The organism is Cyclobacterium sp. SOCE241, from assembly GCF_056867545.1.
Window position 1 is genome coordinate 2,646,936 of the sequence record NZ_CP149779.1, and the last position, 14,345, is coordinate 2,661,280.

The window sequence follows — 14,345 nt, forward strand, 5'->3', positions numbered from 1 at the left end:
CCATGGGTTTCATTCCAATTTTCATCACCCTAGGAGGATTTGTATTTCTATTTGTAATGTTGGTTCACCAAAATTTAAAGCAAAAGAAAAACAAAATTCGGCATGAATTAAGCCTAATTTCATCCGAACTTAATAGCATATCAAACCAAGTCAACAAAGTTTCTGGTCAGAAAGTGTATTCCATCGAGGAAGCAATCACAACGCTACAGAAAATTGGTGGAATGTCTAATTCAGTTGAATTTCAAAGCTTAGCATCAGGTATTCGACAAAAGCTTGGGGAGTTAAAAAGACTTCGGTTTGAGCACAACAAACTAATCGAAACCAAACCTTATTCATTTGCCGCCAAGATAACGGGGCATCAACCCCTTTGATCATGCACTAAGGAAAGTATACCATTGACATCGTCAGGATGAAACCAATGGTATGCTTCATCCCTTTTTAACCAGGTCACCTGTCTCTTGGCATATCTTCTGGAATTTCTTTTAAGGAGTCTGATGGCTTCCTCTCGGTCATATTCACCCTCCAGGTAACCAAATATCTCTTTATAACCAACAGTATTCAAAGCATTCCTGTTTTTGTAGGGGTGCATTTTTCAGCTTCTTCAAACAGCCCTTCAGCAATCATTTTATCCATTCGTCTGTCTATTCTACTGTAAAGCTCCTCTCTATCCCTATTCAAGGCAATTTTGATCGTTTTAAAGGGTCGTTCAACCTTTTTCGAACCCTGAAATCACTGTATTTTCTACCTGTACCTTGGCAAACTTCCAGGGCTCTAATCAAACGTTGAGGATTTTGCAGGTCTACTTTACCATAATAATTGGGATCTAGTTTTTTCAACATTTCTTGAAGAGGGAAAATACCTTCTTTGGCGTATAGCAAATTTAATTCTTGTCGGATTTCCGGAGCTATTTTGGGCATATCATCCAAACCATTTATCACAGCATCCGTATACAACCCTGAACCTCCTGTTAATAGGAGTAGGTCCTTCTCTTTAAATAAATCACCTATACACGAAAGGGCCTCAACTTCATAAGATCTAACGTCATAAGGTTCGTGAATAGATTTATTGCCAATAAAAAAGTGGGGTACCATGTCCAATTCTTCCTTGCTTGGTTTGGCTGTCCCTATATTAATTTCTTGAAAAAATTGTCTACTATCGGATGATATTATGACAGTATTAAATTTTTGGCTAAATTTATGCACAAATCAGTTTTTCCAACAGCTGTTGGGCCTGCTATCACCAGAATTATTTTATTAAAAGGAGTCAATGGATAGTTTTATATTTTAGAACTCCGAATTTAAGAAAATTCGACCATGAAAAACAAAAAAGTCTTGATCGTAGACGACAATGCCCTCAACAGAAAAGTCTTTGAGAACGTAATCGGCCACAATTATTTTTTCGAATCTGCGGGTGATGGACTGGAGGCTATAGCACTTTTAAAAGAAAACGAATACGACATCGTGTTAATGGACATCCAAATGCCAAAGCTTGACGGCATTAGTTGCCTGAAAATCATCAAAGAAGAAGAGATAACAGATATTCCTGTGATTGCAATCTCCGCTTATTCCAATCAAGGAGACCGGGAATACTTTTTATCAACAGGATTTGATGACTTTATTGCCAAGCCAGTAAAGCCAAAAGATCTATTAGAAACGATTCATTTCCACCTCAACCACCAGAAAAACCGGGTAATCATATCAGAAAAAGACAAAGACATTGATGTAGATATTAATGAATCTGTCATTCAACAATTATTAAAATACCACAGCCTGGAAAATATTAAATCGGTATACAAAGATTTCTTAGAAGAAGCCGAAAACCTCACAGAAGAAATAAAATTATTGGCAGATTTTAATAAATTTGAAGAAATTGGTGAAAAACTTCACATATTGAAAGGTAATTCAGGAACACTGGGTATTAATATGATGTATAAAGTAACTGCTCTTTTCGAAAATAAAATAAAAAATTCCTCGAAAGTGGCTTTGACTGATGACATTGACCAACTGGAAACAAGTCTTAGTAAGTTTAAGACCTTGGTTGAAAATGACAAAATTTTTATAAAATATGAGTGATGCAAAAAAAGTATTGGTAGCTGAAGACAGCTCTGTAATTATCAATCTAACTAAGAATGTTCTTTCTTTTGAGAATTTTTCAATAACCGCTGTTAAAAATGGCCAGCAAGTTTTAAACAAACTCGCCGAGGAAGATTTTGATTTAATTCTAATGGACATCAATATGCCTGTAATGGATGGCATCGTATGTACCAAAGCCATCAGAAACCTTTCGGACCCGGTAAAATCCAAAATCCCAATTATAGCCATTACAGGGAATTACAAAAATTTCACCCTTGATGACTTTAAGAAAGCAGGTTTGGATGACTATGTCCAAAAACCTTTGGACTATGATTTATTATTATCAACTGTGAAAAAACATATTTATAAGTAAAATGCCCATAAAATACACCAAAAACTTTTTGGACAAACTGGAGAATATCTTTGCTTCATCGGATTATCATTTAAGATATGAGAAAGGCAACTTTAAATCCGGTTTTTGTATTTTAAAGGAAACCAAAATTGTAATTATTAATAAATATTTCACCTTAGAAGGCAAAATCAATGCATTATTAGACATTTTGAAAATGCTTGATTTCAATCCTCAGTCCTTTAAAGATCAAAAACAACAGGATTTCCTAATTGAACTTAAACAAACAGAATTGAAGCTTTGAATATTACATTTTTAGGAACCGGAACCTCCCAGGGAGTTCCGGTAATTGGTTGTAACTGTAATGTTTGTTCCTCATTGGATTACAGAGACAAGCGCCTTAGATCCTCCTTACACCTAGACATAAATGGACAAAGTATTGTTATTGACACAGGACCGGATTTCAGGACCCAAATGCTCAGGGCTCCAATCACCCAACTTGATGCTGTAGTATATACTCATGAACACAAAGACCATACAGCAGGTCTTGATGACATACGACCGTTTAATTTTAAGCAGCAAATGGACATTCCTTTGTTTGCCACAGCACAAGTGCTAGACCAAATTAAAAAAGAGTTTTCCTATATATTTGCCCCTACGAAATACCCTGGAGTACCCAAAGTGATTTTAAACGAAATTACAAATACACCTTTCCATATCAAAGGGATCCAATTTAATCCGATTCAGGTGATGCATCACAAGCTTCCTGTTCTAGGGTATAGAATTGGGGATTTCACTTATATCACAGATGCCAATTATGTTTCTCCAGAAGAAATAAAAAAAATAAAAGGGAGTAAGATACTTGTGATTAACGCCCTACAAATCAAACCTCACATCTCGCATTTCACCCTAGCAGAAGCATTGGAATTCATAAAACATGTTGCTCCAGAAAAAGCTTACCTGACCCATATCAGCCATCAAATGGGCACCCATAGAGAGGTAAGCCTATCGCTGCCACCCAATGTTGAAATTGCTTTTGACGGCATGAAACTGCACCTATAATATGCACTTAAATTATCACTTCTTTAAGTTTTTATGCCCTGCGCTTCAAAGTGAAATTTCGGGAGGAACAGTTGTCGCTTGCTTTTCCCAAAACAAAGAAGAATTAATCATTGAAATAAAAAGAAGGGATGGCCGGCCGTTTTACATTAGAGCTTTACTATTGCCTTCAAATCCATGCCTAAGTTTTCCGAAAGATTTTAAAAGAAGCAAAAAAAACAATGTAGATCTTTTTCCTGAAGCCATCGGTAAAAAGATAACTGAACTACGCTTACTCAGCTTCGAGCGGGCATTTTATTTTATTTTGGATGAAGACCAAGCCTTACTGTTTAAGATGCATGGAAGCCGATCAAATATTCTCTATTTCTCCGAAAAAGAAGATCTCCCATCCAATATTTTCAGGAAAGAACTAAAAGAAGACCAAACGATAAAAATTCAAGGCTTAGAAAAAGACCTGACACTCACATGGGAAAGATTCAAGGAGTTAGAAGGCAATGCTTCCCAATTTTTGCCCACTTTAGGTAAACTCCCAAGAGCTTGGCTAAAAGAGGCAGGTTACCTGGAAGTCGGCCTGGAAGAGCGATTTTCATTGATGACCGAGCTCTTAGAAATGATGGAAGTACCATTTTTCTCAATTTTTAAGAAAAATGACAATTACTTGCTTAGTCTATTACCCTATCAATCAGCAATTGCAAGCACTTCTAATCCCCTTGAAGCTTGCAATCTTTATTTTCAGAAGGCCGTTGTAAGAAAAAACTTTGAATCGGTAAAAAATCAATTGCTCCGAAACCTCAATGAGCGGAGAAAAAAACGTTAAATTACATCCATAAAACCAGAGATAAACTCGAAAGCATGGAGAAGGAACCACCTCCAAGCCAAACAGCAGATGTTATCATGGCCAATCTCCATCAAATTCCTAGCGGGGCTGACAAAGTAGATCTTTTTGATTTTTATACTAATTCAACCCGGGAAATAATTTTAAAAAGAGGGCTTAGCCCTCAAAAGTTTGCGGAACAACTATATAAAAAGAGCAAGAATAAGAAAATTGAGTTTGACCAATTGAGAAAAAACCTGGCCCAGAAGGAAATGGATCTGGATGAAATTGCTAAGGAAGAAGAGACGATTAACTATTCGGAGGATTTTAGATCCATAAAGACATTGCTCAAAAAAGAGAACAAATTTTCTACTGCTAAGCCTCAGGTACAATTGCCCTATAAGCGGTTTGAAGTTGAGGGATTTGAGGTCTGGGTTGGTAAATCAGCCAAGGCCAATGATGAGTTATTGAGAAGGTACACGTGGAAAGAAGATATTTGGCTACATGCCAAAGACGTTTCAGGCTCACATGTCATTATTAAAACCCAATCAGGAATGACCCCTACTAAACAAGTTTTGGAACGAGCAGCAGCCTTAGCAGCCCATTATTCAAAGAATAAAACAGCATCTTTAGCTCCGGTCATTTATACTCCATGTAAATACGTGAGGAAAGTCAAAGGCTCACTTCCGGGGGCTGTGATGGTGGATCGCGAAAAAGTCATATTAATTAAACCTGAGGGGCCTGAGGAAATGTAAAGCCAAATCTGTTTTTCCCAAAGCCATTTTTTATAATTAACCTTTGTCGAAGCCTTAACAGTAGGCTGATTAAAAGCACTTTTTTGCAAATTATTTTTTCCACTAAATGTGCTACAAACCTTCTTTTGGATAATCCGGGCTAAACCCAGTAAAAAAATAAAATGGCAGCCTAATCAATCAGACTGCCATTTTCCTAAAGAAATGAACCAACATTTCCGGTTTTATCACCGTGGAGATTAATCCACCACATGAATCTTCAACATATTGGTTTTACCTTTTGCTTTTAGTGGCATGCTGGCAGTATTGATAACAATATCGCCTGCTGACACATGTTTTTCAGATTTTAATCTTTCTTGAATATCATGGAAAGTACCATCTGTGGACACTTGGCTATCGTAATAAAAAGCCCTTACCCCCAGACCAAACTTAATTGCGTTAACAATTTCTTGTTCCGAGTAAAGATAAAGATATCGGCTGAAGGACGGTGTGACGAAATACGCAATGCTGTAAATCCGGAGGTTGTAATTCCGACAATTGCCTTGGCTTTTACATTTCTAGACAACCTACTAGCCATTAGCAATAAATTATTGCTTAGGAAGCTTTCAGTATCTTCCGGGATTTTGTAGAGGTTGTGGTACACTTCTCCATTGACCTCAATATGATCGATAATACTGCTCATTGCCTTTACCGCTGCAATAGGAAATTTTCCTGAAGCTGTTTCTGCAGAAAGCATCACTGCATCAGCCCCATCCAAAACAGCTGATGCTACATCATTGGTTTCTGCTCTTGTCGGCCTTGGGTTTACGATCATGCTTTCCATCATTTGGGTAGCAATAATTACAGGCTTACAGGCGAGCTTACATTTCTCTACCATTTTTTTCGCCATAGTGGAACAATTTCCATAGGCACTTCTACGCCAAGGTCTCCCCTAGCCACCATAATTGCATCTGTAGCATTAATGATTTCATCAATGTTCTCCAGTGCTTCAGGCTTTTCTATTTTGGCAACAATTTTACAAGATTTACCGGTTTTTTAATTCTTTCCCTAAGGTCCAGAATATCATCGGCACTTCTTACAAAAGAAAGGGCAATCCAATCTACTTCATTTTCCAAGCCAAACTCAAGGTCAACCAAGTCTTTTTCTGTAAGAGATGGTGCGCTAATTTTTGTATTGGGAAGGTTGATACCCTTTCTGGATTTCAAAATGCCACCATGTACTACGGTACAATCCACATTTTTTCCATCTGTTTTAAGCACTACCAATTCCAAATTTCCATCATCGATAAGGATACGGTCACCTTTGACCACATCATTGGGCAAATTTTGGTAAACTGTGCTCACCAAACTGGCTGTCCCCACCACAGGGTCGTTTGTAATGGTAATGGGATCTCCGGGCTTAATCAGCACCTCATTATTTTCCACCTCACCCACTCTAATTTTTGGTCCCTGGAGATCCTGCAATATCCCTGTACTAAGGTTCAGGCTGTCATTCATTTCACGGATGGTTTTAATGACTGCCGCATGAATGCTATGATCGCCATGGGAGAAGTTTAACCTGAAAATATCAGCCCCGGCCATCACAAGCTCCGTAATGGTTTCCTTATTATTACTGGCAGGACCAATAGTAGCTAATATTTTGGTTTTATTAAAAATAGGTACTCTCATTTTCTATATATTTAATATGTTAACAGGTTTTCTTTTGATTTTAGCTTAATCGTATCAATTTTCACAATACTGTGTATTCCTCTTGCATTAGAAAGGGCGTCAATATACGTATTTAAATCCACTTCATCTGTAAAGTCTTGGCAGAGTAAAAAGTAATCCATACTCTGGAGTTCCGGAATCAGGTATCTTGAGCCTCCGCCTACCGGATATGACTTATTTTTGAGTAGTTGAATAAATCCGTGTTCTTTTTTAACATAAATTGAGAAATAATTAAATCCGGTTGATTCAAGAATTCCAAGTGATAATCTTCAGTCTTTTTTAAACGAATCCCCAAAGTTGTATTGATCAGCCAGGCTAACTTATAGTCCTTTAAAGGGGCTACAAGGCCTAAAAGATCAAAATCGAAGGTGGTTTCATAAAGAAGCTTGCTTTTCTTCATTCAGGAAGAATTTAAAAGCTCAAAGGTAAAAATTTTATTTCAACTTCTAACTTTGAGCGAAAGTTCTTAATTTAGTTTGTCATTTTTTTGACATTAAGGTATTAAATAATTTTCTTTGCGGTGTGTTTAAACTAAACTGATCACAAAATGTCTGAAATTGCACAAAAAGTAAAAGCCATTATCGTTGATAAGTTAGGCGTCGAAGAATCTGAAGTTACTCCTGAAGCGAGCTTTACCAATGACCTTGGTGCTGATTCTTTAGATACAGTGGAACTTATCATGGAATTCGAAAAAGAATTCAACATTTCTATTCCGGATGACCAGGCTGAGCAGATCGGTACGGTTGGTCAGGCTGTTAGCTATTTGGAAGCTAACGTAAAATAACCCATACTTAAAATCATTTATGAATTTAAGAAGAGTTGTAGTAACAGGTTTAGGTGCCCTTACACCAATCGGCAATACTGTCCCGGAATTCTGGGACGGCTTGTCGAATGGTGTAAGCGGTGCTGCGCCTATTACCCGTTTTGATGCCTCAAAATTCAAAACCCAATTTGCCTGCGAAGTAAAAGATTTGGACATACTTCAATTTATGGACCGAAAAGAGTCCAGAAAAATTGATCCGTATTCCCAATATGCAATGGTAGCTGTCGCTGAAGCCATGCAAGACTCCGGGCTAGACCTAGATAAGATAGACCTTACCAGAGCCGGAGTAATCTGGGGATCTGGGATAGGTGGATTGAAAACCTTTCAGGATGAAGTAACAAGCTTTTCCGGAGGAGATGGTACACCAAGATTTAACCCTTTTTTCATCCCTAAAATGATAGCTGATATCGCTGCAGGGTTTATTTCCATTAAATATGGATTCCAAGGGCCTAATTTTGCAACCGTCTCAGCCTGTGCCTCTGCTACCAACGCCTTGATAGATGCATTCAATTACATCCGACTAGGAAAAGCCAACATATTTATATCCGGAGGATCAGAAGCAGCAGTTACTGAAGCAGGTGTAGGAGGGTTTAATGCTTTGAAGGCTTTGTCTCAAAGAAATGAGGACCCAGCAACTGCCTCCCGACCTTTTGACAAAGACAGGGATGGTTTTGTATTGGGAGAAGGTGCCGGTGCATTAATTTTGGAAGAATACGAACATGCGAAAGCACGGGGTGCCAAAATTTATGCAGAATTAATCGGTGGCGGAATGACTGGCGATGCCCATCATATCACTGCACCACATCCGGAAGGACGAGGAGCAGCAAACGTGATGAAATTCGCTCTTGAAGATGCCGGTTTAAAACCTGAGGCCATAGATTATATTAATGTGCATGGTACTTCCACTCCTCTTGGAGATCTTAGTGAAGTAAAAGCCATTAAAAATATCTTTGGTGATCACGCGTACAATTTGAATATCAGTAGTACAAAATCCATGACAGGTCACCTTCTGGGAGCTGCAGGTGCTGTAGAAGCCATAGCATCCATTTTGGCTATGAGAAACAGTCTTATTCCACCTACCATCAATCATTTTACTGATGATGAGGAAGTGGATGAAAAACTGAACCTCACTTTTAATAAAGCCCAGAAAAAAGAGGTCAATGTAGCACTGAGTAACACTTTTGGTTTTGGTGGACATAACTGTTCTATCATTTTCAAAAAAATAGCAGAATAAATTTGAAATTACTTCGGTTGCTCAGAATTCAAGAGCTAACTTATAATAAGAAAGATAAAAGGCTTGCTTACGCTATTAAAAACATAGTGGGTAGCAAGCCTTTAAATTTATCTCTCTATAGACTTGCGTTCAGACATGTTTCTGCATCGAAAGAAATTAAAGCCGGTGTAAAAATTAGTAATGAGCGCCTTGAATACCTGGGAGATGCAGTATTGGGCACCATTGTGGCCGAATTCCTCTTCCAAAAATTCCCCTATCGTGACGAAGGTTTTCTTACCGAAACAAGATCTAGAATTGTCAACAGAGAATCCCTGAACCAAGTGGGTCAAAAAATCGGATTGCCTAAAATTGTGGAATCCGAAATGGGCAACAAAGTACCCTATAGTTTCAAATCTCTTTATGGAGATACGCTGGAAGCCCTGATCGGTGCCATTTATTTAGACCGAGGATACTATTTTTGCAGAAAGTTCATCAACAGTAGGTTAATCAATCCTTTTTTTGACTTGGACAATATCATTGCCACTACAACCAATTTTAAAAGCAAAATTATAGAGTGGTCTCAAAAAGACAATAAAGAAATAGACTTTAAACTAAAATCTGTAGAAGGCAGCCAACGTTTCAAGGAGTTTAAAGTAGAATTGAACATCAATGGTACACCTTTCTCAGAAGGGAAAGGGGCTACCAAGAAAAAGCTGAACAGGAAGCTGCAAGAATAGCCTGCGAAAAACTACAGATAATCCCCTAAATAAAAGCATTCCTAAACCGGTCTTAAAAAAAATATCCTCATGTCTCCAATACTTCTCGCTGGTGCCACGCTCAATCAAACTCCATTGGACTGGGAAGGTAACCTAGACAATATTATTCAGGCCATTGCTATGGCCAAAGAAAAAAATGTTGACCTCCTGTGCTTGCCGGAATTAAGTATTACAGGGTACGGAAGTGAAGACCTATTTTTGAGCTATTGGTACCCTAAGAAAGCACTGGACAGTCTACAAAAAATCCTTCCTTATACCCAAGACATTACCGTTTTGGTGGGCCTGCCCTGCAGAATCCACAGTCAATTGTACAATTGCATGGCAGTATTAGAAGACAGGGAAATTCTTGGCTTTGTAGCCAAACAATTTTTAGCCATAGATGGAGTCCATTATGAAGGCAGGTGGTTTACCCCTGGAAAGCAGGAGAGGTAACCACCATTGAATGCTTTGATGGCAAATACCCATTCGGAGACATTATTTTCGATAAACATGGTCATAAATACGGTTTCGAAATCTGTGAAGATGCTTGGAGGGGAGCAAAAGACCCGGACATCGCCTTAAAAAAGAGGGGTAGACATTATATTTAATCCCAGTGCAAGTCATTTTGCCATGGGCAAAAGTGAACAAAGAGAATTACTGGTAAAAGAGAGTTCCAAGGAATTAGGTGTGGCCTATTTTTATGTCAATTTATTGGGCAATGAAAGTGGCCGAATGATTTTTGATGGGGAAGTACTTTACGCTGAGGAGGGAGAAGTTTTGCTAAAAAACAAATTGCTTTCCTTCCAATCTGTTCAACTTCAAACTTTTCATTTCCCGGCCAAAGGTGCCAAACCTTTACAGTTGACACACAATTCCCAAACTAAAAACGAGGAATTTATGGCAGCCTGCACATTGGCGCTTTTTGACTACCTCAGAAAGAGTCGAAGCAGGGGGTTTGTCCTTTCCCTAAGTGGTGGCGCAGACTCCTCCACCATAGCCATATTGGTTGCAGATATGGTAAAAAGAGGTGTGGAGATGTTTGGAGCCCCATTGTTTCTGAAAAAAATCCATAGAGAGAATGACATCAGCCCAAGCAGCAATACCAAAGAAATCATAAAGGAAATTTTCACCACAGCTTATCAAGGAACAAGAAACTCTTCAACTGCCACGTTAAACAGTGCACAAAATCTTGCCAAAAGCTTGGGTGCCACTTTCCACCATTGGACAATAGATGAAGAAGTTTCTTCCTATACCCATAAAATAGAAAATGCACTAGGCAGAAAGCTCAGCTGGGAAAAAGACGACATTGCCCTTCAAAATATTCAGGCAAGAGCAAGGTCCCCCATTATTTGGATGCTGGCCAATATTAAAAATTTCTTACTACTTAGCACTTCTAATCGAAGTGAGGGAGATCTTGGCTATGCAACAATGGACGGGGATACTAGTGGCAGCATTTCACCTATTGCAGCGGTCAGCAAAGATTTTATTTTGCAATGGTTAAGGTGGGCAGAAAAGGAAAAAGCTTATGAGGGTTTAAGTTATGTCAACTCTTTGCAACCTACTGCTGAATTAAGGCCACAGGAACGTAGCCAGACAGATGAAGATGATCTTATGCCTTACCCCATTATTTCTGCCATAGAAAAACTGGCTATCAGAGACAGGAGATCACCTATGGATGTATACCTTATTTTGAAAGAAGAAATTTCTCTTGAACCATCTGTATTAAAAGGTTACATTGCCAAATTCTTTAGGTTATGGTCAATTAATCAATGGAAGAGGGAGAGATTGGCTGTTTCTTTTCATTTGGATGAGTTCAATGTTGACCCAAAAACATGGTACAGGTTTCCGGTTTTATCCGGTGGGTATCGGGAAGAATTGGCTTTAATGGAAAAACTTGAAGAATAAATCAACGACTATCATCAAAAAGAATAAACCATGATTAACAGTATTTTGTATTACGTCGTTTGGAGTCCCAATCCTTCGATTTTTTCAGGATTTGACAGGTTGCGTTGGTACAGCTTGTTGTTTGCTATGGGGTTTATAATCTCTCAACAATTCATGATCCATTTCTTTAAAAAGGAAGGACATGATGAAAACTTGGTTGACAAATTGACCATTTATATGGTACTGGCTACCATTATTGGAGCAAGATTGGGTCACGTTCTATTTTATGAACCCCAGCGCTACCTAAGCAACCCTATAGATATTTTAAAAGTTTGGGAAGGAGGTCTTGCCAGCCACGGCGCTGCTATCGCCATCCTTTTCGCCTTATGGCTTTATGCTAAGAGAACACCCGGCCAATCTTATTTGTGGGTTGTAGACAGAATTGTTATTGTAGTGGCCCTAACCGGAGCTTTGATTCGTTTCGGAAATTTAATGAATTCAGAAATTGGTGGAAAAGCAACAGGTACAGACAGTGGCTTTGTATTTGCTAGAGAAACTGAAGAAATTCTAGCTACCATGAATCTTCCCATAATTTCGATCAATGCTTATAAACCGGAAGATCGCCAAGGAGAGCTTTCAGGAGATGGTCGTGTACCGGTAAATTTTGACATTGAAATTGAAAAGGGTGGTTTTGATGAATCGAATCTAAAATCTGTACTGGAGCGTGATGTTAAATATGCATTGACAAGGTTTGCAAGTTCCAAAAAATACATGGCCGAAGACCCTGAGGCTCCATTAAATCTGGTAATTAAAGATCAAGGGGATCATTACTTGGCTGTAGTTAAAACCTTTGGCCTTGCCAAACACCCTACTCAAATTTATGAATCTATAACCTATTTTCTCATTTTCCTATTGTTGTTCCTAGGCTGGAGAAAATACAAAGAAAAATACCTGAAGGTTTATACCTGGGATTATTCTTAATCTCAGTTTTCGGAATGCGCTTTGTTTGGGAATTTTTCAAGGAAAATCAAGTTGATTTTGAAGATAATCTCACATTCAATATGGGGCAAGCTTTAAGTATTCCACTGGTAATTATAGGTTTAGGCTTGATCGTTTATTCCTTGAAAAATAAAAAAGGGAAAAGCACCCCATAAAAACTAAATTAAGGGACAGGGTCATGGCCCTGTCCTCCCCATGGATGACACCTACCTATTCGCTTGATTCCCAACCATCCACCTTTCAAAACACCATGTTTCAAAATGGCCTCTTTGGTATATTGACTACAGGTTGGGTAATAACGGCAGGACCTCGGTATCAAGGGAGAAATAGCATATTGATAAATCAATATTGGAAATACAGCAATATTTTTCACTATTTTCTTCACTTTTTCGTATTTACATTAAACAAGTTAATTTATATAAATAAAGTTCTATTTCTTACATCAAAATTTAGATTCTCTTGAACCTAAAACAGCTATTTTACCGGCTTTTATTACTGATATGCATCCTGGGAACAGGTGGTAAAATTTTGTTTGCCCAAAATAGTGACAGTTTATACATTAGCCCCAATAATACCAGTACTCCCAAGCAAGTTACAATTAATAATATTTTTATTGTTGGCAATGAAAAAACACGCAAGAACATCATCCTTCGGGAGATGAACCTTGCCGAAAACATGACCTATAACTGGGAGGAATTTGTAGCTTTGGTCACAGCCGACCAAAAAAAAATCTACAACCTACGGCTTTTCACTACTGCCACTGTCACCCCACTTTTTGTAGGCGAAGAACAAGTTGAAATTTTAGTCTCCGTCAAAGAAAGGTGGTACATCCTTCCCAGCATAATTTTTAATTTGGCAGATCGAAATTTCTCTGAATGGTGGTCCAATCAAAATAGGGATTTTTCCAGGGTAAACTATGGGATTAAATTGGATCACAATAATATCGGAGGAAGAAATGAAAAACTTCGAGTAATTGGTCAGGTGGGCTTTACACAAGCCATTCTCCTGAATTATACCATCCCCTATTTTGATAAAAATCAACTACATGGCTTGGCAGCCAAATTTAGCTACAATACAAACAAAAACATCCCTATAAAATCAGTTGGAAACAAACAGTATTTTTACAGAAATCCTGATGAGGATATTTTAAAAAAGACACTCGCTGCCTCCCTAACTTATAGTTTCAGAGGTAGTTTCTATAATTTCCATTACTTTACGGCAGGCTACCACAACACTTGGATTCATAAAGATGTTATCCAAGAAAAACCCAACTACTTTACCCACGATGACCAAAAATTAAAATACTTTCTCGCCTCTTATCGGTACCGTCATGACAACCGTGACAATGTCTCTTATGCAACCCATGGAACCATGTTGGATGCCAGCCTTACCAAATATGGAATGTTTGGAAACGATGACATCGATGAGTTGGAATTTAGTATAATGGCCAGCAAGTACAACAAACTAGGAGATAAATTTCACTTTGCTACAGGAATTTCAGGCTCTGCTTTTTTTAGCGATAATCAGCCTTATACACTGGTTCGCGGTATAGGTTATAAACCGGATTTTATCAGGGGCTATGAACTCAATGTTATCGAAGGCCAACAATTAATCGCCCACAAGAACAGCTTGCGTTATGAAATACTAGACATAGCCTATGATATTTCTGACATTATGCCGATTGATGAATTTTCGGTGTTCCCAATAAAACTTTACCTCAGTGGCAATTTTGATCATGGTTATGTTAGAGATGCCAATCGCCTTCCTTTAAACGCCGCACTAACTAATAAATATTTGTTAGGATATGGTTTGGGGCTTGACCTAATCGGTATGTATGACGCCGTTTTTAGATTTGAATATTCCGTAAATAACATGGGGACAGGCAGTTTCTTTGTCAATGTGAAGGCTCCTATATAATT

The 14,345-nt window shown here is 38.2% G+C and carries 14 protein-coding genes and 5 pseudogenes; 15 read left to right on the forward strand and 4 right to left on the reverse strand.

Features of this window, described 5'->3' with window-relative positions; translation table 11 throughout:
* Positions 1-2 precede the first annotated feature (2 nt).
* Entirely contained in the window at positions 3-371 is a 369-nt protein-coding gene (locus WG932_RS13145; protein ID WP_014018600.1) for a hypothetical protein, read from the forward strand.
* Here WG932_RS13145 and miaA read toward each other — a convergent pair.
* Positions 359-1,267: pseudogene (gene miaA / locus WG932_RS13150) on the reverse strand (tRNA (adenosine(37)-N6)-dimethylallyltransferase MiaA). The gene WG932_RS13145 and the pseudogene miaA sit on opposite strands and share 13 nt — an antisense overlap.
* Positions 1,268-1,313: 46 nt before the next feature.
* On the opposite strand from miaA, the gene WG932_RS13155 reads away from it, so the two are divergent.
* From WG932_RS13155 to WG932_RS13180, 6 genes are read left to right on the forward strand one after another with little or no spacing between them, the layout of a single operon-like run.
* The gene (locus WG932_RS13155) at positions 1,314-2,072 is read left to right on the forward strand and encodes an Hpt domain-containing response regulator (RefSeq protein ID WP_149392616.1); all 759 of its coding nucleotides are present in this window, start codon (positions 1,314-1,316) and stop codon (positions 2,070-2,072) included.
* The gene (locus WG932_RS13160; protein WP_014018603.1) at positions 2,065-2,445 is read left to right on the forward strand and encodes a response regulator; all 381 of its coding nucleotides are present in this window, start codon (positions 2,065-2,067) and stop codon (positions 2,443-2,445) included. The genes WG932_RS13155 and WG932_RS13160 overlap by 8 nt, the downstream gene beginning before the upstream one ends.
* A 1-nt stretch (position 2,446) precedes the next feature.
* Positions 2,447-2,725: a hypothetical protein gene (locus WG932_RS13165; RefSeq protein WP_014018604.1), complete on the forward strand. Its 279-nt coding sequence runs from the start codon at positions 2,447-2,449 to the stop codon at positions 2,723-2,725.
* Positions 2,722-3,483: an MBL fold metallo-hydrolase gene (locus WG932_RS13170; protein WP_014018605.1), complete on the forward strand. Its 762-nt coding sequence runs from the start codon at positions 2,722-2,724 to the stop codon at positions 3,481-3,483. The genes WG932_RS13165 and WG932_RS13170 overlap by 4 nt, the downstream gene beginning before the upstream one ends.
* A 1-nt stretch (position 3,484) precedes the next feature.
* Positions 3,485-4,297 (forward strand): hypothetical protein, encoded by an 813-nt coding sequence (locus WG932_RS13175; RefSeq protein ID WP_483088246.1) that lies wholly within the window; start codon positions 3,485-3,487, stop codon positions 4,295-4,297.
* Positions 4,298-4,332: 35 nt separating this feature from the next.
* The gene (locus WG932_RS13180; protein WP_483088247.1) at positions 4,333-5,049 is read left to right on the forward strand and encodes an NFACT RNA binding domain-containing protein; all 717 of its coding nucleotides are present in this window, start codon (positions 4,333-4,335) and stop codon (positions 5,047-5,049) included.
* Between the two features lie 236 nt (positions 5,050-5,285).
* Here WG932_RS13180 and pyk read toward each other — a convergent pair.
* Both pyk and WG932_RS13190 read right to left on the reverse strand, forming a co-directional pair.
* Positions 5,286-6,713 (reverse strand): annotated as a pseudogene (gene pyk / locus WG932_RS13185) (pyruvate kinase).
* Between the two features lie 11 nt (positions 6,714-6,724).
* Positions 6,725-7,152 (reverse strand): annotated as a pseudogene (locus WG932_RS13190) (IPExxxVDY family protein).
* 147 nt (positions 7,153-7,299) lie between these two features.
* On the opposite strand from WG932_RS13190, the gene WG932_RS13195 reads away from it, so the two are divergent.
* The 7 genes and pseudogenes from WG932_RS13195 (at position 7,300) to WG932_RS13225 (ending at position 12,581) form a co-directional block, all read left to right on the forward strand.
* On the forward strand, positions 7,300-7,536 hold the full coding sequence (locus tag WG932_RS13195; protein ID WP_010855324.1) for an acyl carrier protein: 237 nt from the start codon (positions 7,300-7,302) through the stop codon (positions 7,534-7,536).
* 19 nt (positions 7,537-7,555) lie between these two features.
* Positions 7,556-8,809 carry a beta-ketoacyl-ACP synthase II gene (gene fabF, locus WG932_RS13200; RefSeq protein WP_014018609.1) on the forward strand — a complete coding sequence of 418 codons (1,254 nt, stop codon included), beginning with the start codon at positions 7,556-7,558 and terminating at the stop codon, positions 8,807-8,809.
* Between the two features lie 2 nt (positions 8,810-8,811).
* Positions 8,812-9,554 (forward strand): annotated as a pseudogene (rnc, locus tag WG932_RS13205) (ribonuclease III).
* A gap of 40 nt (positions 9,555-9,594) precedes the next feature.
* A complete protein-coding gene (locus WG932_RS13210; RefSeq protein ID WP_483088248.1) occupies positions 9,595-9,996 on the forward strand; it encodes a nitrilase-related carbon-nitrogen hydrolase in 402 nt (133 codons plus the stop codon).
* Entirely contained in the window at positions 9,966-10,151 is a 186-nt protein-coding gene (locus WG932_RS13215) for a hypothetical protein (protein WP_483088249.1), read from the forward strand. Before WG932_RS13210 ends, WG932_RS13215 begins: the two co-directional genes overlap by 31 nt.
* A gap of 22 nt (positions 10,152-10,173) precedes the next feature.
* On the forward strand, positions 10,174-11,448 hold the full coding sequence (gene nadE / locus WG932_RS13220; RefSeq protein WP_483088250.1) for an NAD(+) synthase: 1,275 nt from the start codon (positions 10,174-10,176) through the stop codon (positions 11,446-11,448).
* A 30-nt stretch (positions 11,449-11,478) separates the two neighbouring features.
* Positions 11,479-12,581: pseudogene (locus tag WG932_RS13225) on the forward strand (prolipoprotein diacylglyceryl transferase).
* 8 nt (positions 12,582-12,589) lie between these two features.
* Here the strand turns inward: WG932_RS13225 and yidD are convergent.
* Entirely contained in the window at positions 12,590-12,811 is a 222-nt protein-coding gene (yidD, locus tag WG932_RS13230; protein ID WP_041934531.1) for a membrane protein insertion efficiency factor YidD, read from the reverse strand.
* A 74-nt stretch (positions 12,812-12,885) separates the two neighbouring features.
* On the opposite strand from yidD, the gene WG932_RS13235 reads away from it, so the two are divergent.
* Positions 12,886-14,343 carry a BamA/TamA family outer membrane protein gene (locus WG932_RS13235; protein ID WP_149392619.1) on the forward strand — a complete coding sequence of 486 codons (1,458 nt, stop codon included), beginning with the start codon at positions 12,886-12,888 and terminating at the stop codon, positions 14,341-14,343.
* The last annotated feature ends 2 nt before the right edge of the window (positions 14,344-14,345 follow it).